At 64.8% G+C, this 19,771-nt stretch carries 18 protein-coding genes; 9 read left to right on the top strand and 9 right to left on the bottom strand.

The window, feature by feature from the left end:
- Positions 1-41 precede the first annotated feature (41 nt).
- Together Q0C59_RS00460 and Q0C59_RS00455 are read left to right on the top strand one after the other, a co-directional pair.
- Positions 42-1,175, top strand: a complete 1,134-nt coding sequence (locus Q0C59_RS00460) for a 3-deoxy-7-phosphoheptulonate synthase (protein ID WP_291210278.1) — start codon at positions 42-44, stop codon at positions 1,173-1,175.
- Between the two features lie 73 nt (positions 1,176-1,248).
- Entirely contained in the window at positions 1,249-1,569 is a 321-nt protein-coding gene (locus Q0C59_RS00455) for a hypothetical protein (RefSeq protein WP_291210275.1), read from the top strand.
- A 2-nt stretch (positions 1,570-1,571) separates the two neighbouring features.
- Here the strand turns inward: Q0C59_RS00455 and mpl are convergent, their stop codons facing one another.
- Positions 1,572-2,957, bottom strand: coding sequence for a UDP-N-acetylmuramate:L-alanyl-gamma-D-glutamyl-meso-diaminopimelate ligase (gene mpl, locus Q0C59_RS00450; protein ID WP_291210272.1), 1,386 nt, complete (start codon positions 2,955-2,957; stop codon positions 1,572-1,574).
- An 89-nt stretch (positions 2,958-3,046) separates the two neighbouring features.
- Between mpl and Q0C59_RS00445 the strand changes: the two genes are divergently transcribed.
- The 7 genes from Q0C59_RS00445 (at position 3,047) to Q0C59_RS00415 (ending at position 9,110) form a co-directional block, all read left to right on the top strand.
- Positions 3,047-3,670 (top strand): hypothetical protein, encoded by a 624-nt coding sequence (locus Q0C59_RS00445; protein ID WP_291210270.1) that lies wholly within the window; start codon positions 3,047-3,049, stop codon positions 3,668-3,670.
- Positions 3,667-4,194 carry a TlpA disulfide reductase family protein gene (locus Q0C59_RS00440; RefSeq protein WP_291210267.1) on the top strand — a complete coding sequence of 176 codons (528 nt, stop codon included), beginning with the start codon at positions 3,667-3,669 and terminating at the stop codon, positions 4,192-4,194. Before Q0C59_RS00445 ends, Q0C59_RS00440 begins: the two co-directional genes overlap by 4 nt.
- 251 nt (positions 4,195-4,445) lie before the next feature.
- The gene (accB, locus tag Q0C59_RS00435; protein WP_291210264.1) at positions 4,446-4,904 is read left to right on the top strand and encodes an acetyl-CoA carboxylase biotin carboxyl carrier protein; all 459 of its coding nucleotides are present in this window, start codon (positions 4,446-4,448) and stop codon (positions 4,902-4,904) included.
- A gap of 16 nt (positions 4,905-4,920) precedes the next feature.
- Positions 4,921-6,270, top strand: a complete 1,350-nt coding sequence (accC, locus tag Q0C59_RS00430; RefSeq protein ID WP_291210261.1) for an acetyl-CoA carboxylase biotin carboxylase subunit — start codon at positions 4,921-4,923, stop codon at positions 6,268-6,270.
- Between the two features lie 52 nt (positions 6,271-6,322).
- Complete coding sequence (gene prmA, locus Q0C59_RS00425) at positions 6,323-7,189, top strand: 50S ribosomal protein L11 methyltransferase (RefSeq protein WP_291210353.1); 867 nt, start codon at positions 6,323-6,325, stop codon at positions 7,187-7,189.
- Between the two features lie 31 nt (positions 7,190-7,220).
- The gene (locus Q0C59_RS00420; RefSeq protein WP_291210258.1) at positions 7,221-8,189 is read left to right on the top strand and encodes a DUF3426 domain-containing protein; all 969 of its coding nucleotides are present in this window, start codon (positions 7,221-7,223) and stop codon (positions 8,187-8,189) included.
- A gap of 30 nt (positions 8,190-8,219) precedes the next feature.
- Complete coding sequence (locus tag Q0C59_RS00415) at positions 8,220-9,110, top strand: carbohydrate kinase family protein (protein WP_291210255.1); 891 nt, start codon at positions 8,220-8,222, stop codon at positions 9,108-9,110.
- Between the two features lie 60 nt (positions 9,111-9,170).
- On the opposite strand, the gene Q0C59_RS00410 is transcribed toward Q0C59_RS00415, so the two are convergent.
- The 8 genes from Q0C59_RS00410 to Q0C59_RS00375 all read right to left on the bottom strand — a co-directional run bounded on the left by Q0C59_RS00410 (position 9,171) and on the right by Q0C59_RS00375 (position 19,706).
- Positions 9,171-9,743, bottom strand: coding sequence for a histone H1-like DNA-binding protein (locus Q0C59_RS00410; protein WP_291210252.1), 573 nt, complete (start codon positions 9,741-9,743; stop codon positions 9,171-9,173).
- A gap of 225 nt (positions 9,744-9,968) precedes the next feature.
- The gene (locus tag Q0C59_RS00405; protein ID WP_291210250.1) at positions 9,969-11,168 is read right to left on the bottom strand and encodes a ribonucleotide-diphosphate reductase subunit beta; all 1,200 of its coding nucleotides are present in this window, start codon (positions 11,166-11,168) and stop codon (positions 9,969-9,971) included.
- A gap of 141 nt (positions 11,169-11,309) precedes the next feature.
- The gene (locus Q0C59_RS00400; protein WP_370654573.1) at positions 11,310-14,243 is read right to left on the bottom strand and encodes a ribonucleoside-diphosphate reductase subunit alpha; all 2,934 of its coding nucleotides are present in this window, start codon (positions 14,241-14,243) and stop codon (positions 11,310-11,312) included.
- A 444-nt stretch (positions 14,244-14,687) separates the two neighbouring features.
- Entirely contained in the window at positions 14,688-15,296 is a 609-nt protein-coding gene (ampD, locus tag Q0C59_RS00395) for a 1,6-anhydro-N-acetylmuramyl-L-alanine amidase AmpD (RefSeq protein ID WP_291210247.1), read from the bottom strand.
- Complete coding sequence (locus Q0C59_RS00390; protein ID WP_291210244.1) at positions 15,286-16,794, bottom strand: sigma-54 dependent transcriptional regulator; 1,509 nt, start codon at positions 16,792-16,794, stop codon at positions 15,286-15,288. The genes ampD and Q0C59_RS00390 overlap by 11 nt, the downstream gene beginning before the upstream one ends.
- A gap of 23 nt (positions 16,795-16,817) precedes the next feature.
- Positions 16,818-18,602 carry a PAS domain-containing sensor histidine kinase gene (locus Q0C59_RS00385; protein ID WP_291210241.1) on the bottom strand — a complete coding sequence of 595 codons (1,785 nt, stop codon included), beginning with the start codon at positions 18,600-18,602 and terminating at the stop codon, positions 16,818-16,820.
- A 48-nt stretch (positions 18,603-18,650) separates the two neighbouring features.
- Entirely contained in the window at positions 18,651-18,893 is a 243-nt protein-coding gene (locus tag Q0C59_RS00380) for a PP0621 family protein (RefSeq protein WP_291210238.1), read from the bottom strand.
- 12 nt (positions 18,894-18,905) lie between these two features.
- Positions 18,906-19,706, bottom strand: coding sequence for an inner membrane protein YpjD (locus Q0C59_RS00375; protein ID WP_291210235.1), 801 nt, complete (start codon positions 19,704-19,706; stop codon positions 18,906-18,908).
- Positions 19,707-19,771 lie beyond the last annotated feature (65 nt).

Genomic DNA, 19,771 nt, shown 5'->3' with positions numbered 1-19,771 from the left:
CCCTGTTTCCCCACCCGCAACACCAGCCCCAGGAGCCCTTGATGACCGCGAAACACGCCCCCGCCAGCAGCGACGCCTGGCATGCCCGTTCGATCGACAAGACCAGCCAGACCGACGACGAACGCATCAAGGACATCACCGTGTTGCCTCCCCCCGAACACCTGATCCGCTTTTTCCCCATCGGCGGCACGCCGGTGGAGACACTGATCAGCCAGACCCGCCAGCGCATCCACAACATCCTGCACGGCAAGGACGACCGCCTGCTGGTGATCATCGGACCGTGCTCCATTCACGACCCGGCAGCGGCTGTGGACTACGCGCGTCGCCTCAAGCCCTTGCGCGACAAGTACGCCGACACGCTGGAGATCGTGATGCGGGTGTACTTCGAGAAGCCACGCACCACGGTGGGCTGGAAAGGCCTGATCAACGATCCCTACCTGGACGAGAGTTTCCGCATCGACGAAGGTCTGCGCATCGCGCGCCAGTTGCTGATCGAGATCAACCGCCTGGGCCTCCCGGCGGGCAGCGAATTCCTCGACGTGATCTCGCCGCAGTACATCGGCGACCTGATCGCCTGGGGTGCCATCGGTGCGCGCACCACCGAGAGTCAGGTCCACCGCGAGCTGGCCTCGGGCCTGTCGGCGCCGATCGGTTTCAAGAATGGCACCGACGGCAACATCAAAATCGCCACCGACGCCATTCAGGCTGCCTCGCGAGGGCACCACTTCCTCTCGGTGCACAAGAATGGCCAGGTCGCGATCGTGCAGACCAACGGCAACAAGGACTGCCACGTGATCCTGCGCGGCGGCAAGGCGCCCAACTACGACGCCGCAAGTGTGGCCGCTTCGGTGAAGGAACTCGAAGCTGCCAAGTTGCCCCCACGCCTGATGGTGGACTGCAGCCACGCCAACAGCAGCAAGCAGCACGAAAAGCAGCTGGAGGTCGCGCGCGACATTGCCAGCCAGATCACCGGCGGCTCGCGCAGCGTGTTCGGCGTGATGATCGAGAGCCACATCGAAGCCGGCGCGCAGAAGTTCACGCCGGGCAAAGATGCGGTGGACGCGCTCAAGTACGGCCAAAGCATCACCGACGCCTGCCTGGGTTGGGGCGATTCGTTGCAGGCGCTTGAGGTGTTGTCCAGGGCGGTGCAGACCGCGCGCCAGGCGAAGGCCTGAACGGGCTGCGGGCTTTCACGGGGTGCCTCATCTTGGGTGAGGTCCACAATGGAAGCCCATCAGGAGATCCACCATGCGAAGCCAAGTCACCGTGAGCTGGGGTGTGCCAGCCACCTACCACTTCGATCTGGAAGAAGTGCAACCCATGCCGCACGACCTGGCGCGCAGCTGGCTCGACGACCAGTTCACGTTTCTGGGTTGTGAGCCGATACGGCCCACCGGCAAGGTGCTCACGGCCGACAAGATCCTGGCGGTGGCCGAGGCCGTGGGTGAAGAGCGTTTTCGGGACGAGGCGCACCGCGCCTGGGCCATGGCGTTTGCGCGCGCGGCCAGCGCTGCGCTCGCCAAACCCGTCATTTCAATCGATGTGCCCGCGCAATCGCTGAGCTACTAGGCTCAGGCGGCGAGCGCTTTCAGCAGGCGCTCATGCACGCCACCAAAACCACCGTTGCTCATGCAGACGATGTGGTCGCCCGGTTGAGCGGCTGACACCACCTGGGTCACCAGCTCGTCGATGTTCTTGCCCACTTGAGCCCTCGCGCCCATGGGGGCGAGGGCCTCGGTGGCGTCCCAGTCCAGGCCACCCGAATGGCAAAACGCGAGGTCGGCCGCCTCCAGGCTCCATGGCAACTGCGACTTCATCGTGCCCAGCTTCATGGTGTTGCTGCGCGGTTCGAACACGGCCAGGATGCGCCCGCGCGGGCTGCCGAGCCGGCGTTGCAGACCGTCCAGCGTGGTGCGGATGGCGGTGGGATGGTGGGCGAAGTCGTCGTAGACGGTGATGGCGCCCCCCGCATGCGCCACCGTGCCGCGCACTTCCATGCGCCGGCGCACATTCTCGAAACTGGCCAGTGCACGCGCCGCGTCGGCCGGGGCCACGCCCACGTGTTCGGCGGCGGCGATCGCCGCGAGCGCATTGAGCTGGTTGTGCACGCCACTGAGCGCCCACTCCACACGGCCTGCGGGCCTGCCCTGGTTGAGCACATCAAACGCATGGGGTTCACCCACGGCGGTGAAGTCGCTCACCGCCGCGCCAAAGGTGCGCAGCTCGCTCCACAGGCCCTGGTGCAGCACACGGTCCAGGCTTTCCTCCAGCCCGTTCGACACCACCCGCCCCGATGGCGGGACGGTGCGGATCAGGTGGTGGAACTGGCGCTCGATGGCGGCCAGGTCGTCAAAGATATCGGCGTGGTCGAACTCGAGGTTGTTCAGGACGGCCGTGCGCGGGCGGTAATGCACGAACTTGCTGCGCTTGTCGAAGAATGCCGTGTCGTATTCGTCTGCCTCAATGGTGAATGTGTTGCCTTGGCCCAAGCGCGCGGAAATACCGAAGTTCATCGGTACCCCACCAATGAGAAAACCCGGCTCCAGCCCGTTGGCTTCCAGAATCCAGGTCAGCATGGCGGTGGTGGTGGTCTTGCCGTGGGTGCCGGCCACCGCCAGCACATGCCGGCCCTGCAGCACGTGTTCGGCCAGCCACTGCGGGCCGCTGGTGTAGGCCGCGCCGCTGTCCATGATGGCTTCCATCAGCGGAAATTTGGGCGTGCCGTCGGCTTTGCGCGAGCGGCTCACCACATTGCCGATGACAAACATGTCGGGCTTGAGCGCGAGCTGGTCGGCGCCGAAGCCTTCGATCAGGTCGATGCCGAGGGCGCGCAGCTGATCGCTCATGGGGGGGTAGACGCCGGCGTCGCAGCCGGTGACGCGGTGGCCGGCTTCGCGGGCCAGGGCGGCCAGACCGCCCATGAAGGTGCCGCAAATGCCCAGGATGTGAATGTGCATCGGGCGATTCTAGGTGGCGGCCCACCCGGGCCTTGCGGGTTTGGCCGGGCAGGGCCGCTGCGCGCGACACGGGCGGGCACAATCTGTGGATGGAAGCGAGCCGGGAAGACATCACCTTTGAAATTGCCGCCGTGGCAGCACGTCTGGTGGCCGAGGAGGGCCTGGAGTACGCGGCCGCGAAACGCCAGGCCGTCAAGCAGCTCGGTCTGCCGGCCCGCACGGCCCTCCCCGACAACGCCACGCTGGAAGCCGCGGTGCGCGAGCACATCGACATCTTCTGTGCCGATACCCAGCCCGGCGAGTTGCTTTCGCTGCGCGAACTGGCCTTGTTGTGGATGGAGCGCCTCAACGCCTTTCGCCCGCACCTGGGCGGCTCGGTCTGGCATGGAACTGCCACGCGCCACAGCGATCTGTACATGCAGCTCTTTTGCGATGACCCCAAGGCTCCCGAGTGGGCCTTGCTCGATCACCGGGTGGAATACCACCCCGGCACGGTCAACGGCTGGCGCGGTGAACCGGTGGAGGCTCTGACCCTGCGCACCCGCTGCGACGCGCTGGGTCAGTGGGTGCTCATTCACCTGATGGTGCACGAGCACGATGACCTGCGCGGCGCCCTCAAGCCCGATGCGCAAGGCCGCAAGCCGCGTGGCGACCTTGCGGCGCTGCGGCTGCGCATGGCCGGTGCGACCGGCATTTCTGGACTGGACGAATGAAACTGCAACGAAGACATGTGTTGATGACCGGGGCCGCCGTGGCCGCTGCCGGCGCGGGTGCCTGGTTGTCGTGGCGCCGCATCGCGCCCCGGCCCGTGCTGAGTGGCGCCGAGGCCGCTTTCTGGGCCGGAACCTTCGATGGCCCCAACGGCGAGACGGTGAACCTCGAGACCATGCGTGGTCGACCCTTGCTGGTGAATTTCTGGGCCACCTGGTGCCCGCCGTGCGTGGAAGAGCTGCCTTTGCTCAATGCCTTCAACACGGCCCACGCGGCGCAAGGCTGGCAAGTGCTGGGCCTGGCGGTGGACCAGCCCAGTGCGGTGCGCGGCTTCCTGCAGAAGCTGCCGCTGAATTTCCCCGTGGGCATGGCCGGCTTTGCCGGCACCGAGCTCAGCAAGAGCCTGGGCAACCCCAGCGGCAGCTTGCCGTACACGGTGGTGTTCGGGACCGGGGGCACGGTGCTCCACCGCAAGATCGGCAAAGTGTCCGAGGCCGACCTGGCCCAATGGGCGCAACTGGGCTGACGCTCGTCAGCGGCCCGATCGACCGCTGGTCCTCTGCCGGGAATGTTCGGCAATAAAGGGCTAAATTCCAGCTTTGTCGCCCAAAACGGCAATGGGCGTTCCGCGGTGGGCTCACAAGCCCAGTCTGCTTGAGCGTGTGCTACCGCACACCCCTTCGTGTACACTGCGGCACCCTGGCCGGTGGGGGTGGGTCGGCAGCCTTGAAGTTGCTCGAACTTAGAACAAATTAGCCGCTTTTCGTTGGAGAAATCATGGATTTGAGAAAACTGAAGACGCTGATCGACCTGGTGTCCGAATCAAACGTGTCGGAGCTGGAGATCACCGAAGCCGAAGGCAAGGTCCGCATCGTCAAGAGCGCGCCGATGTCCGCTGCGGCTCCCGTCACCTACAGCATGGCGCCAGCGCCAGTGGCACCCCCGGTGGTGCCGGCCGTTGAAGCAATCCCCGTGGCCGTGGCAGCCGCCGCCGAGCCTGTGGGCCACACCGTCAAGTCCCCCATGGTCGGCACCTTCTACCGCGCCTCCAGCCCGGGCGCCAAGCCTTTCGTGGAGATTGGCGACACCATCAAGGAAGGCGAGACGATCTGCATCGTCGAGGCCATGAAGATCCTCAACGAAATCGAAGCCGACAAATCCGGTACCGTGACCAAGATCCTGGTGGACAACGGCCAGGCCGTTGAGTACGGCCAGCCTTTGTACGTGATCGAATAAAGAAGGCCCCGAGCCCATGTTCAAGAAAATCCTGATCGCCAACCGCGGAGAAATCGCGCTGCGCATCCAGCGTGCCTGCCGCGAAATGGGCATCAAGGCGGTGATGGTGTATTCCGAGGCCGACCGCGACGCCAAGTACGTTCGCCTGGCCGACGAGGCCGTCTGCATCGGCCCGGCTTCCAGCACCCACAGCTACCTCAACATGCCGGCCATCATCTCGGCCGCCGAGGTCACCGACGCCGAAGCCATCCACCCCGGTTACGGTTTCCTGTCGGAGAACGCCGACTTCGCCGAGCGCGTTGAAAAAAGCGGTTTCACCTTCATCGGTCCTTCACCCGACTCCATCCGCCTCATGGGCGACAAGGTCTCGGCCAAGCAGGCCATGATCCGCGCCGGCGTGCCCTGCGTGCCGGGCTCGGAAGGCGCGCTGCCCGACGATCCGGTGGTGATCAAGCGCACCGCCAAGGCGGTGGGCTACCCGGTGATCATCAAGGCCGCAGGCGGCGGCGGTGGACGCGGCATGCGCGTGGTGCACACCGAAGCGGCGCTGCTGCACGCGGTGCAAACCACCAAGGCCGAAGCCGGCGCAGCGTTTGGCAACGCGGAGGTTTACATGGAGAAGTTTCTCCAGAACCCACGCCATATCGAGATCCAGATCCTGGCCGACACGCACCGCAACGCGGTGTACTTGGGCGAGCGCGACTGCTCCATGCAGCGCCGCCACCAGAAGGTGATCGAAGAAGCACCGGCGCCGGGCATCCCGCGCCGCCTGATCGAGAAGATTGGTGAGCGCTGCGCGGCGGCCTGCAAAAAGATTGGTTACCGAGGTGCGGGCACCTTCGAATTCCTGTTCGAGAACGGCGAGTTCTATTTCATCGAGATGAACACGCGCGTGCAGGTGGAGCATCCGGTGACCGAGTGGATTTCGGGTGTGGACATCGTGCGCACGCAGATTGCCGTGGCGGCCGGCGAAAAGCTGCCGTTTACACAGCGCCAGGTTCAGCTGCGCGGACACGCCATCGAGTGCCGCATCAACGCCGAAGACGCCTACAAGTTCACACCGTCGCCCGGTCGCATCACGACCTGGCATGCGCCCGGTGGCCCGGGTGTGCGCGTGGACTCGCACGTCTACACCAACTACTTCGTGCCACCGAACTACGACTCCATGATCGGCAAGATCATCGTGCACGGCGACACGCGCGAGCAGGCGCTGGCCCGCATGCGCACGGCGCTGGCCGAGACAGTGATCGAAGGCATCAAGACCAACATCCCGCTGCACCGCGAGCTGATGGTGGACGCCAGCTTCGTGGCCGGCGGCACCAATATCCACTACTTGGAAGAGTGGCTTTCCCAACGTGAACGCTGATTCCGCTTCCCAGACCCAGCCATCGGCTGGGTCTCTTTTTGAGCTGGTGCTCATGGTGCCCGAGGCTTCGGTCGAGGCCGTGAGCGAGGCACTGGATGCGCTCGAAGCCCTGAGCACCTCGGTGGAAGACGCCGACGCCATGACCGACGCCGAACAAGCCTTGTTCGGCGAGCCCGGCATGCCGCCGCCCAAAGAGGGCTGGCAACGTTCGCGGGTGGTTGCGCTGTTTGCGTCCGAGGCGGCCGCGCGCGAAACGGCCGGGCTGCTTCAGCTCCAGGACTTTTTTGAAGGCTGCGCGGTGCTGGGTGTGCAGGCGGTGCCCGAGCAGGACTGGGTGCGGCTCACGCAGTCGCAGTTCACCCCGGTGGAGATCACGCCCACGTTCTGGATCGTGCCGAGCTGGCACGAGCCGCCCGCAGCCGCCCAGCAGGTCATCCGGCTTGACCCGGGTCTGGCTTTCGGCACCGGCACCCATCCCACCACCCGCATGTGTTTGCGCTGGACGGCCCAGCACCCACCGGTGGGTTCTCGGGTGCTCGACTACGGTTGCGGCTCCGGCATTCTCGCCATCGGCGCGGCCAAGTTCGGTGCGCGCGAGATCGTGGCGGTGGACATCGATCCAGCCGCCGTGGAGTCGACCCGGCTCAATGCCTTGGCCAACCACGTCACGCTGAGCGAAGGCCTGCCCGACATCGCCCAGGGAGAGCACGACCTGGTGCTGGCCAACATCCTCGCCACACCGCTCAAGGTGCTTGCATCGCTGCTGTGCTCGCACGTTCGCCCGGGTGGTCATCTGGTGCTTGCGGGCATCCTCGCGCGCCAGGCCGAAGAGCTGATCGAAGCCTATGCACCCTGGGTGGCGTTGCAGGTCAGCGACGAAGAAGAGGGCTGGATCCTCATGACCGCGGTCAAGGCCTGAGCCGCCGCGCAGCGCCCCCGATAATCGGCGCATGAGTTTCACCACCCGTTGTCCGGCTTGCGGAACGACCTTCAGGATCGTTGCCGATCAACTGAAGATTTCCGAGGGCTGGGTGCGTTGTGGCCATTGCGCCGATGTGTTCGACGCCACGCTCTACCTGGAGCCCTGGTCGCCGGACGCGCCGGCACCCGCAGGAGATGCGCCCCTCCCCGCGCCATCGGTGCCGCAGCCCCAGCTCACCGCCGCCAGCGACCCGGACGAGGACGAGCTCGTCACCCGGCCACCCCTGCCCTTGCCCGACGAATTGCGTGAAGCTGCGCCGGAAGACGCCGACTTCGGCACCGAACTTCAGCGTTTCGCCGCAGCCAAGGCCGCTGCGGATGCATCGGCGGCTGCGGCCAAGGCCCCCAGCAATCCCCCGGGTGCAGCACCCGCGGCGGTGCCCCATGACGAGGCTTCGGATGTGCCAGAGCCCGACGCTGTGCCGGGGTTTGTGCGCCAGGCCCGCCAGCGGGCCTTCTGGCAGTCACCTGGTGTGCGCATCGGCTTGTCCTTGCTGGTCTTGTTGCTCGGCGTGTTGCTTGCAGCGCAGTGGGCGCTGCACGAGCGCGACCGCATTGCCGCCTGGCGGCCGGACCTGAAACCGCTGCTGGAGCAGGTCTGTGCGCCGCTGGGGTGCCGCGTGGGCGCGGTGCGCAACATCGAGGCGATCGTGATCGACAGCTCCGCGCTGGTTCGCCGGCTCGGCAACTTTCACTCGTTCGATCTTGTTCTCAAGAACACGTCCGACACGCCGTTGGCCTTGCCCGCGCTGGAGCTGAGCCTGACCGACACACGCGACCAGGTCATTTCGCGCCGCGTGTTCCTGCCCGAAGAATGGCCCGATGCACCCGAGGTGTTGCCCGCACAGGGCTCGCTGACCGTGAGCTTTCGACTGTCGCTGTCGGTCGGTGAAGCCACGCCCATGGCCGGCTACCGTGCCTTGGTCTTTTATCCCTGACTTCTCTCAACTTTCTGGACCGACTTCACCATGCCCATTCTTGTTTGTGGCTCACTCGCCTTCGACACCATCATGACCTTCGAGGGCCGCTTTGCCGAGCAGATCCTGCCCAGCCAGCTGCACATCCTCAACGTGTCCTTTCTGGTGCCGGCACTGCGCCGCGAGTACGGCGGTTGCGCTGGCAACATCGCCTACGGCTTGCGCCAGCTGGGCGCGCAGGCTGTGCCGCTCGCCACGCTGGGCAACGACGGCCAGGAGTACCTCGAACGTCTGCGCACCCTCGGTGTCGACACCGCGCATGTGAACAGCGCAGCCGACACCTACACTGCGCAGGCCATGATCATGACGGACCGCGACAACAACCAGATCACCGCGTTTCACCCGGGCGCCATGTCCATGGCTCATGACAATCCGGTGCCTGCGCGCACGGACATCGCAGTGGCCATCATCTCGCCCGATGGTCGAGAGGCCATGCTGACCCATGCACAGCAATTGCACGCAGCAGGTGTGCCCTTCGTGTTCGATCCGGGCCAGGGCCTGCCCATGTTCAACGGTGAGGAGCTCAAGCAGTTCATCGAGCTGGCGACCTGGATCACGGTGAACGACTACGAAGGCAAGATGCTGTCCGATCGCACTGGCTGGTCGTTTGAAGACATCGCATCGCGCGTGCGTGGACTCATCGTCACGCTGGCCGAGCACGGTTGCGAGGTGTGGGAAGGTGGTCAGAAGACCGTGGTGTCTGGCGTGAAAGCCAGCGAAGTGGTCGATCCCACCGGCTGCGGCGATGCGTTCCGCGCAGCGCTGCTGCATGGCCTGGAGCAGGGCTGGTCGCTGGCGCGTTGTGCCGAGCTGGGCAACCGCATGGGCGCGGCCAAGATCGCAACCCGAGGTGGCCAGAACTACTCGGCGCCTGCTCCCTGAAGCAGACATGAAAAAGCCCGACGCTTTCGCGCCGGGCTGCAAGCCATCACAAGGACGACTTCAGGGCTTGCTGGACGTGGGAAACGGCCAGGCAGCCTGAGGGTTGAGCTTCGTCTGAGCCGCAGGAGCAGCAGGGGCCGCCGGCTTCTTGGCCGGCTCAGCTTTTTTTGCTGGGGCTGCCTTCGCGACGGCGGCCTTCTTGGCCGGAGCGGCCTTCTTTGCAGGCGCTGCTTTTTTCGCAGCAGGCTTTGCAGCTTTCTTCGCTGGGGCGGCCTTCTTCGCAGGCGCTGCTTTTTTCGCAGCAGGCTTCTTGGCAGCAGCTTTCTTCGCTGGTGCAGCCTTCTTGGCGACGGGCTTCTTCGCAGCGGCTTTCTTCGCCGGTGCAGCCTTCTTCACCGCTGGCTTCTTGGCCGCGACTTTCTTCGCTGCCGGCTTTTTGGCCGGTGCAGCTTTCTTCGCAGGAGCCGCTTTTTTCGCTGCTGGCTTTTTGGCCGGTGCAGCTTTCTTTGCGACAACTTTCTTGGCCGGGGCGGCCTTCTTCGCTGGAGCTGCTTTCTTCGCAGCGACTTTTTTGGCCGGGGCGGCCTTTTTCGCCACAGCTTTTTTAGCCGGGGCTTTTTTCGCAGTTGCCATTGTTTTCTCCTTGATCAAGTTGCAAAGAGCACTTCATCCGGTCACTGTGCCGGTGAAGTGATTCAACGCGCTGGAGCCGTGTGGATGCATCCACGGCTGGCCCCAAGGTGTTGAATCCTGTGACAAAACTCTGCCCACGGCACCAAGGTGCCGATGGCAAGGTTCTGAAATGTTGAAACGCATGTGAGTTGAGTTCAATTCGGCAGTGCGACCCCGGCGGTGGCATCAGTCCCAGGACAGGGCGCCGCCCGTCTGGTATTCGATCACGCGGGTTTCAAAGAAATTGCGTTCCTTCTTGAGGTCGATCATCTCGCTCATCCAGGGGAACGGATTCTCTTCGTTCGGGAACATGGGCTCCAGGCCGATCTGCGTGGCGCGCCGGTTGGCGATGTAGCGCAGGTAGCCTTTGAACATGGAGGCATTCATGCCGAGCACACCGCGCGGCATGGTGTCTTCGGCGTAGCGGTACTCGAGCTCGACGGCCTTGAGGAACAGCTGCTTGATCTCTTCCTTGAACTCTGCCGTCCACAGCATCGGGTTCTCCATCTTGATCGCGTTGATCAGATCGATGCCGAAGTTGCAGTGCATGGACTCGTCGCGCAGGATGTACTGGTACTGCTCGGCGGCACCGGTCATCTTGTTCTGGCGGCCCAGCGCCAGGATCTGCGTGAAGCCGACGTAGAAGAACAGACCTTCCATGAGGCAGGCGAAGACGATCAGGCTCTTCAAAAGGCGCTGGTCGGTCTCAGGCGTACCGGTATGGAAGTGTGGGTCCATGATCGCTTCGATGAAGGGGATCAGGAACTCGTCCTTGTCGCGGATCGACTGGACTTCGTTGTAGGCGTTGAAGATCTCGGACTCGTCCAGACCCAGCGACTCCACGATGTACTGGTAAGCGTGCGTGTGGATCGCTTCTTCAAAGGCCTGACGCAGCAAAAACTGGCGGCACTCGGGTGCGGTGATGTGGCGGTAGGTGCCCAGCACGATGTTGTTGGCGGCGAGCGAATCGGCCGTGACGAAGAAGCCGAGGTTGCGCTTGACGATGCGGCGCTCGTCGTCGGTCAGACCGTTCGGGTCTTTCCACAGCGCGATGTCGCGGCTCATGTTCACTTCCTGCGGCATCCAGTGGTTGGCGCAGGTGGCAAGGTACTTTTCCCAGGCCCACTTGTACTTGAACGGCACCAGCTGGTTGACGTCGGTCTGGCCGTTGATGATGCGTTTGTCTGCGGCGTTGACGCGGTGGCCACCCGTGGCTGCAACGGGCGCTTTCGATGGCGCAGCGTTCGACGTGAAAGACGGGGCGATGGAAGCGGGGGAGGCGGTGCGCTCACTCGACAGTGAGGCTTGCAGACCCTGCATGCCGGAGGGCAAGGGGTTGTTCGCTGGCTTCGTGGAGGGCGTGGTGTGTTCGTCCCAGGTCAACATAGGTGTTTCCAATTCCTCGGATTATCAAAGTGTCTGCATGAATTGCAAAGTGATCGTGTGTGCTGCGCTGTGTTTGTGTTGCTGTGTCGCATCGATTGAAGACCGATGTGACTCAACACACACAACACAGCGACGTGTCTTTCACTGACACGCTTCGCAACCAGGGTCGTCGATCGCGCAAAACTTGATGTCGGTGGCGGGCACTTCAGACAAGACTGCGCTCGATGCCGCGGCTGCATTCGCAGCGGTGGTCGCAGCCATGCCGGCGGTGGTGGCGTCGAGCGACACGGCGTTGAGTTGTCCCGTGCGGCCCGTGGATTTTTCGGCTTGTGTGGCCGATGTGGTGCGCAGGTAATAGGTGGTCTTGAGACCGCGCAGCCAGGCGAGCTTGTAGGTGTCGTCGAGTTTCTTGCCCGAGGCGCCGGCCATGTAGATGTTCAGGCTCTGCGCCTGGTCGATCCACTTCTGGCGACGTGCAGCGGCTTCCACCAGCCACAGCGGTTCGACTTCAAACGCGGTGGCGTAGAGCGCCTTCACTTCTTGCGGCACGCGGTCGATCGGGCGCAGCGAACCGTCGAAGTGTTTGAGGTCCATGACCATCACGTCGTCCCACAGGCCCAGGCGCTTCAGGTCCTTCACCAGATAGCCGTTGATGACGGTGAATTCACCCGAGAGGTTGGACTTCACCGAGAGGTTGCCGAAGCAAGGCTCGATGGAAGCGTCCACGCCGATGATGTTGGAGATGGTGGCTGTGGGTGCAATGGCCACGCAGTTGGAGTTGCGCATGCCGTCAGTGGCGATCTTCTGGCGCAGCGCGTCCCAGTCCATGCTGACCGAGCGGTCCACATCCACATAACCACCGCGTTCGCGCGACAGCAGGTCCAGGGTGTCGAGTGGCAGCACGCCCTGGTCCCACAGCGAGCCTTTGTAGCTGGCGTAGCGGCCGCGCTCGCGGGCGAGTTCGGTGGAGGCCCAGTAAGCGTAGTAGCAGACGGCTTCCATGGAGCGGTCGGCAAATTCCACCGCGTCGTTGGAGGCGTAGGGGATGCGCAGTTCGTACAGCGCGTCCTGGAAGCCCATGACACCCAGGCCCACCGGACGGTGGCGCATGTTGGAGTCGCGTGCCTTCTTGACGGCGTAGTAGTTGATGTCGATCACGTTGTCGAGCATGCGCATGGCGGTCTTGATGGTGACCTGCAGCTTGTCGTGGTCGAGCACTTTGGCGCCGTCGTCGGTGTGCTTGATGTGGTTGAGCAGGTTGACCGAGCCCAGGTTGCACACGGCGGTTTCGGTGTCGCTGGTGTTGAGCGTGATCTCGGTGCAGAGGTTGGAGCTGTGCACCACGCCGGCGTGTTGCTGCGGACTGCGAACGTTGCAGGCGTCCTTGAACGTGATCCAGGGGTGGCCGGTCTCGAACAGCATCGAGAGCATCTTGCGCCACATGTCGGTGGCGGGCACCTTGCGATAAGGCTTGATCTCGCCGCGCGCGGCTTTCTCTTCGTAGGCCACATAGGCCTTCTCGAACTCGATGCCGAACTTGTCGTGCAGGTCGGGCACGTTGTTGGGGGAGAACAGGCTCCATTCGCCCTTTTCCATCACACGCTTCATGAACAGGTCGGGAATCCAGTTCGCCGTGTTCATGTCGTGGGTGCGGCGGCGGTCATCGCCGGTGTTCTTGCGCAGCTCCAGGAACTCTTCGATGTCCAGGTGCCAGGTTTCCAGGTAGGTGCAGACCGCGCCCTTGCGCTTGCCGCCCTGGTTCACCGCCACGGCGGTGTCGTTGACCACTTTCAGGAACGGCACCACGCCTTGCGATTCGCCGTTGGTGCCCTTGATGTGGCTGCCCAGGGCGCGCACGCGGGTCCAGTCGTTGCCCAGGCCGCCGGCGAACTTGGAGAGCAGTGCGTTTTCCTTGATCGACTCGTAGATACCGTCGAGGTCATCGGGCACGGTGGTCAGGTAGCAGCTGGAGAGCTGCGAGCGCAGCGTGCCGCTGTTGAACAGCGTGGGGGTGGACGACATGAAGTCGAACGAAGACAGCACTTCGTAAAACTCGATGGCACGCGCTTCGCGGTCGATTTCATTGAGCGACAGGCCCATGGCCACGCGCATGAAGAAGGACTGCGGCAGTTCGATGCGGGTCTTGCGCACGTGCAGGAAGTAGCGGTCATACAGCGTCTGCAGGCCGAGGTAGTCGAACTGCAGGTCGCGCTCGGGCTTGAGCGCGGCACCCAGGCGGGCCAGGTCGAACTGCAGCAGGCGCTCGTCGAGCAGGTCGTTGTCCACGCCTTTCTTGATGAACTGCGGGAAGTAGTCGGCGTAGCGCGCGCCCATCTCGGTGGAGGGCACTTCTTCGCCCATTACTTCCTTGACGATGGTGTGCAGCAGCAGGCGCGCGGTGGCGTAGGTGTAGTCGGGATCTTTTTCGATCAACGTGCGCGCGGCCAGGATGGAAGCCTTGTAGACCTCTTCGATCGGCACGCCGTCGTACAGGTTGCGCTTGGTCTCGGCCACGATCGGGTCTGGCTGGATGTCCTTGCCCAGACCTTTGCAGGCGTCGGCGATCAGGGCTTGCAGGCGCTGCAGGTCGAGCGGCACGCGCTGGCCACCGTCGATCACGTGCAACGTGGCCTCTGCCGGTTTGGCCACTTCGGCCTGGTGGGCACGCTCTTGCGTGCGGCGCTCGCGGTACAGCACATAGGCGCGTGCGACTTCGTGGTGGCTGCTGCGCATCAGACCGAGCTCGACCTGGTCCTGCACGTCTTCAATGTGGAAGGTGCCGCCACCGGGGCGCGAGCGCATCAGCGCCTTGACCACGGCGCCGGTGAGTTCGTCCACCGTCTCGCGCACGCTGGCCGAGGCGGCGCCCTGGGTGCCGTGCACGGCCAGGAAAGCCTTCATCATGGCCACGGCGATCTTGCTGGGTTCGAACGAAACCACCGCGCCATTGCGGCGAATGATCTGGTACTGCGCGAACACCGAGCTGCTGGATGTGTTGGAGGCCGGCGTGGATGAACCCATGGGCTGCTTCTGGGGGGCGGACGGTGTGGCGGGGGTGGGGGAAGCGGTCAGCATGGTTCCTCTTTCATTTGTTGTGATGGGCCTGCTCGCAAGGCGCGGGGACGGGGAGCAAGACGTTCGGTTTCAGTTCGGGTTCGCGGCGTTGTTCGGGGTGCCAAAAAGTTCTCAACGGAGTGAAAACGGGCCGAAGCAACGTGGACTGTGTCGAATCTGGAAACGCAGAGCACACACTATATCTGGTGTGTGGGTGGTCTTCAAGCCACTACAGGTAGCGTTTTGGAAAAAACCACCCCAATGGGGGAAGCCCCGTTTGGGTGATCTCGACAAGAGCCGGATCGGTCCGTGCACTGGTGCGGGCCAGGGTCGCGCTGGAGTGCCTGAAAAAACTGGGCGCCGCATTTTGGACGCAGCAACGGCGGGCCTTGTGGCGTGATTTGCTCGCGCATGCCGCCACCGGCTTGTGGCGTGGGTGCGCCGGGTCTCGTCCGGTCCGTGACTTCAGGCGCCGGGTGGATTCGTGCCGGTCATCGGCTCGGGGAAAAACGCCAGCGACCAGCCCAGCGCGCGTTGCAAACGTGCCCAGTCGAATCCGGGCCCCGGGTCCAGTTTGCGGCCGGGTGCAATGTGCTCATGACCTGCGACGTGGGCCACTGGATACCGTGCTTGCAGTTGTTGGCACAACCGGCTGAGGGTGGCGTATTGCGCAGCCTCGAAGGTTTCGCCTTCCAGGCCTTCCAGTTCGACGCCGATGGAATCGTCGTTGCAGTTGTCCCGACCGCGCCAGCAGGACGCACCCGCGTGCCAGGCGCGCGCATCGGCGTCGACGAACTGCACCAGTTCACCGTCGCGGCGGATGAAAAAATGCGCCGACACTTCCATGCCGCGGATCTGCCCGAAGTAGGGGTGGGCGTCCCAGTTCAGCGTGTTGGTGAAGAGCTGTTCGACCTCGGGGCCGCCATACACGCCGGGCGGCAGGCTGATGGAGTGCAGCACGATCAGGTCGATCTGTGCGCCATCTGGTCGAAGGCCGTGATTGGGTGAAGGGCAGTGACGAGCTGCAGCCAGCCAGCCGCCGGTCCAGGATGCTGCAGGCGATTCAGGCGGCATCGTCGTCGCTGGAAGGCATGGCGATGCCCAGGCGTTGGATGCGGTAGCGCATCTGCCGCAGGTTCAGGCCCAGCCGTGCCGCCGCGGCGGTGCGGTTGAAGTCGCATTCGCGCAGGGCCTTGAGCAAGACCTGCTTCTCCTGTTCGTCCAGGTAGGACTGCAGGTCGGTCGGGATCTCGTCGGGTGCGCGCGCCATGGGTGACGCAGCCAGCACCGAGTCGGGCAGCTGGTCGGGCTGGGTGGGGATCTCGTCCGTGTCGTCGGTGTCGCCGAAGTCTTCGGGCTCCAGCCGGTCGCCGCTGCTCAGGGCCAGCGCGCGCTGCAGCAGGTTTTCCAGCTCGCGCACGTTGCCGGGCAGGTCGCGCGCCTTGATCCAGTCCAGTGCCCGGGCCGAGAGTTCGGGTGTGTCCTGACCCGATTCCTTGCAGATGCGTTCCAGCAGGGCCTGCGCCAGCTCGGGCAGGTCGTCGCGCCGCTCGCGCAGCGAAGGTGTGCGCAGCTCGATCACGTTGAGCCGGTAGAAGAGGTCCTGGCGGAACTGCCCTCCTTGCACCAGGGCACTCAGGTCACGGTGGGTGGCGCTGACCAGGCGAACGTCCACCGCTTCTTCCTGCACGCCACCGAGCGCACGCACGCGGCGCTCCTGGATCACGCGCAACAGCTTGGCCTGCATCGCCAGCGGCAGATCGCCGATTTCGTCGAGGAACAGGGTGCCGCCCTTGGCCGCCTGAAAGTAGCCTTCGCGGTCTTGCGTGGCGCCGGTGTAGGCGCCCTTGCGCGCGCCGAAGAATTCGGCCTCGATGAGGTTTTCTGGAATGGCGCCGCAGTTCACCGCCACGAAGGGGCCACCGCTGCGGTGGCTACAGTCGTGCACCGCACGCGCCACCAGCTCCTTGCCCGTGCCCGACTCGCCCAGGATCAGCACCGGCGCCATGCTGGTGGCCACCTTCTCGATGCGCCCCTTGATCTGCACGATGCTGGCCGCGCGACCGACGATCCGCCCGAGTGACTTCAGGCCCGAGGGAGGTGGCGGGGCGCTTCGCATGGGCTCGGTGCTGACAGCCATGCCGTTGCCGGCGCGCGCCTGTTGGCCCATGAGCGGGTGGCGCTGGCTCTGCACGGCTTGTGTCACCGCGTTGCGCAATTGTTTGAGGTCCACCGGTTTGGTGAGGTAATCGAAGGCCCCGGCCTTGAGCGACTCCACCGCGTTGTCGGCCGAGCCGAAGGCGGTGATGACGATGCACTTTTCCGTGCGCTGGGCGTCGGTCAGTTCACGCAGCAGGTCCAGCCCCAGGCCATCGGGTAGTCGCATGTCGGAGATCAACACGTCAAACCGTTGCTGCGCCAGCCACTCACGGGCCTGCGCCAGATCGGCTGCAGCCACCACGGCGTGGCCTTCACGCAGCAGGGTGAGCTCGTAAAGCGTGCGCAGATCGGGCTCGTCGTCGACGACGAGCACGGAGGCCGAGATGGACGTGGCGTTGAGGCTGAAGGCCATGGGTGGGTGTGCGCGCTCGCGGTTCAGCTCGGGGCAGGATCGCCCAGGGTGGGGCTGAAGCGGGTGCTGAAGGGCCGCGATTCGCCACCCGCATACGACAGGTTTTGTTGCATGGGTTGCTGGCCTGGATGTCCGTTGGGCATGGACACGAAAAACTCGTTGCCTTCGAGCTGGTCCAGCCGCACGCGCTGATAGGCGATCTGGGCGCCATAGCGCTCGCAGAGCTCACGGCAGATGTACAGACCCAGGCCGCTGGAGCGGCTCTCGGAGGAAAAGAAGGGCTCGAACAGGTGGCGCATCACGCTGGCTTCCAGTGGCTGGCCATCGCTCCAGACCGAGAGCTTGCTGTGGTCTGCGCCACTGGGTTGTGTGACCACGCGGATGGACGAAGGCTTGCCGCTGGCGTGGCGCAGGGCGTTGTCGAGCAGGTTTACCAGCAGGCGGCGCATGTGTTCGGGGTCGAACTCCACCATGGCCGCCGGCGCGTGCAGGTGCACGCCCAGCACGCCCTTGGCCGGGTTCTGGCGCAACCAGTCCAGCGTGATCTGGCGCACCATGGCGTCCAGCGGCAGGCTGGGTGTGGTGCCGTCGCCTCGCACGGGCTGCGCGCGCGCCACGTTCAGGATGTCGTCCACGATGCGCGAAAGCCGCTGCGCGTTCTGCTCGATCATGTGGGTGAGCCGCTTCTGTGCGGGGTCTTTGACCTCTTCGTCGAGCAGGGCATTGGCCTGCGTGATGGCCGAGAGCGGGTTGCGGATTTCGTGCGCCACCGCCGCGGACATGCGGCCCATGGAGGCGAGTTTTTCAGTGCGCACGCGGGCTTCGACCTCGCGCAGGTCTTCCAGAAAGAGCACGCACAGACCGGTGCTGCGCCCGCCGCGCGAGGTCAGACGCGTGCGCGCGTGCAGTCGCTGGCTGGGCCGGTCTTCGTTGTCGATGGTGGTCTCGGTCTCCAGCGCCTGGCCCAGTGCAAAGGTCTCGGTCACCAGGTCGGACAGGTGGCTCCAGCTGGGGCGGGCCGAGAGCAGCAGCTTGGCGGCCTGCGGATAGGCCTCGCCCATCAGCATGATCTGGGCGGCCGGGTTGGCGTTGCGCACCACGCCGTGCGGATCGACCACCAGCACACCCACGCTCAGGCTCTCGATCACCAGTTCGTTCACCTGCGCCTGCGTTCGCGCAGCGGCCTGGCTGCTGGAAGCCACAGCCTCTTCGCGCGCCAGCCGGATGGCCAGCTGGTTGGCCAGCACCGCCACCAGAAAGAAGCCGGTGCTGGCCAGACCCGCCTGGAGCAGTTTGGCCGTGGCCATGTCGCTGAACAGGGGAGCGCTCAGCACGGCTTCGCACAGCAGGTACAGCGTGACGGAGGCGGCGGTGGCCAGGGCGAGCATCAGCGGGCCGAGGATGGAGGCCAGCAGCACTGGCAGGGCAAACAGCGGCGTGTAGTTGATGGAGCCGATCTGGAAGAACTGCAGCAGCGCAAACACCACCACATCAACCCCGATGGTCAGCACCCACTGAAGCTGGATCGGTTTGCCTTGCTCCACCGGACGCCAGGCGTAGAGCACGACCAGGGCCGCCGTGAGGTGGATCGCAGCGAGCAGCACCAGCCAGTCGGGCCCGCCGGTGCCGGTGACCACCATGAAGATCTGCAGCGACAGCAGCACCACGGCGATGAACACCCGTGCGCGCATGAAAGCCACCCACAGGCGCACAAAGGCGCGCAGGCGCTGCTCGCGACCCTGGTTGTTGCCGGTCTCGTAGGCCACAAACCACGACGGGGCGAACTGCGAGCTGTCTTCCCGGGCCATCTCAGTTCCGAGAATCGGGTGTGGTGGCCAGCGCCGGGCGGGACACGCTCATGCCGGGCCGCCTTCCTTGAGTCGGCGGTGGTCGGCGCTGCAGTAGGGGCCCAGTGTCCCTTGCACGGTGTCGCCCTGGGGCAGGTGGGTGCCGCAGTGCCGGCAAGCCACCATCACCACAGGCAAAGGCGAGGCAGGTGGTGGTGGCGGCGGGCGGGACTGCGATCGGTCGGCGATGCGGTTGTGGCGCCACACATAAAAGGCCACCATCACCACGGCCAGAACGAGCAGGTATTTCATGGAGGCGTTCGTTCAGCTGCGCTGCAGCAGCACTTCAAGCACAAAGCGGGAACCGGCATAACCCAGCAGCAGCAGCCCGGCGCCCAGATAGAGCATGCGCGCGGCAAACCGGCCGCGCCAGCCCAGGCGCCAGCGCCCCCAGAGCAGCACTCCCATGGTGATCCACGAGAGCACCGAGAAGGCCGACTTGTGGTCCCACACCCAGCGGTGGTTGAGCAGTTCGGAGAAATACCAGCCGGCCAGAAGCGTGGCCGTGAGCAGCACAAACCCGGCGGCCACGAAGCGGAAGGTGAGCCGCTCCAGCGTGAGCAGCGGCATCGCGGTGTCGGCCGAGGTGCCCAGGCGCATGGCCTTCTCGGCCCGCTGCATCAACCACGCATGGCCGACGGCAACCGCGATCAGGCCGTATGACGCGATGCCCAGTGCCCAATGCAGGGGCATCCAGTTCGAACGCAAGGCGGGGTAGGGCGTGCCGGGAAACACCAGGGCCAGCAGCACCACCGCCGCGCCGAGAAAGGCAAACCGCCAGCGTTCGCGCAGTTGCGGGTACAGGCGGCTCTCGATCATGTAGACGGTGAGCACCAGCCAGACCGTGACCGACAGCGAGGGCGCGAAACCGAACCGTGCGGGTTGTTCGAACAGGCCGAACACCAGCACACCCAGGTGCAACAGCCAGGCCACTGTGAGCAAGGCCCGGCTCTGCATGGCCGATGCGCGCGGATGGACCCAGGCCAGCACGGCGTAGGCCAGAGCCGCCAGGCCCGAGAGCACCACCGCGGGCAGGTTGGTTGCAAGCGAGGGCAGCAGGTTCATGCGGGATGTGGCGCGCGCAGCAGGGTGGGGGTGGGCGCGGCTAAAATCATGGGCGGAGTTTAACG

Source organism: Hydrogenophaga sp. (assembly GCF_022844385.1).
In the GTDB taxonomy this organism is placed as follows: domain Bacteria; phylum Pseudomonadota; class Gammaproteobacteria; order Burkholderiales; family Burkholderiaceae_C; genus Hydrogenophaga.
The sequence above is the reverse complement of the archived record's forward strand: the minus strand, read 5'-3'. Positions and strand labels throughout refer to the sequence as shown.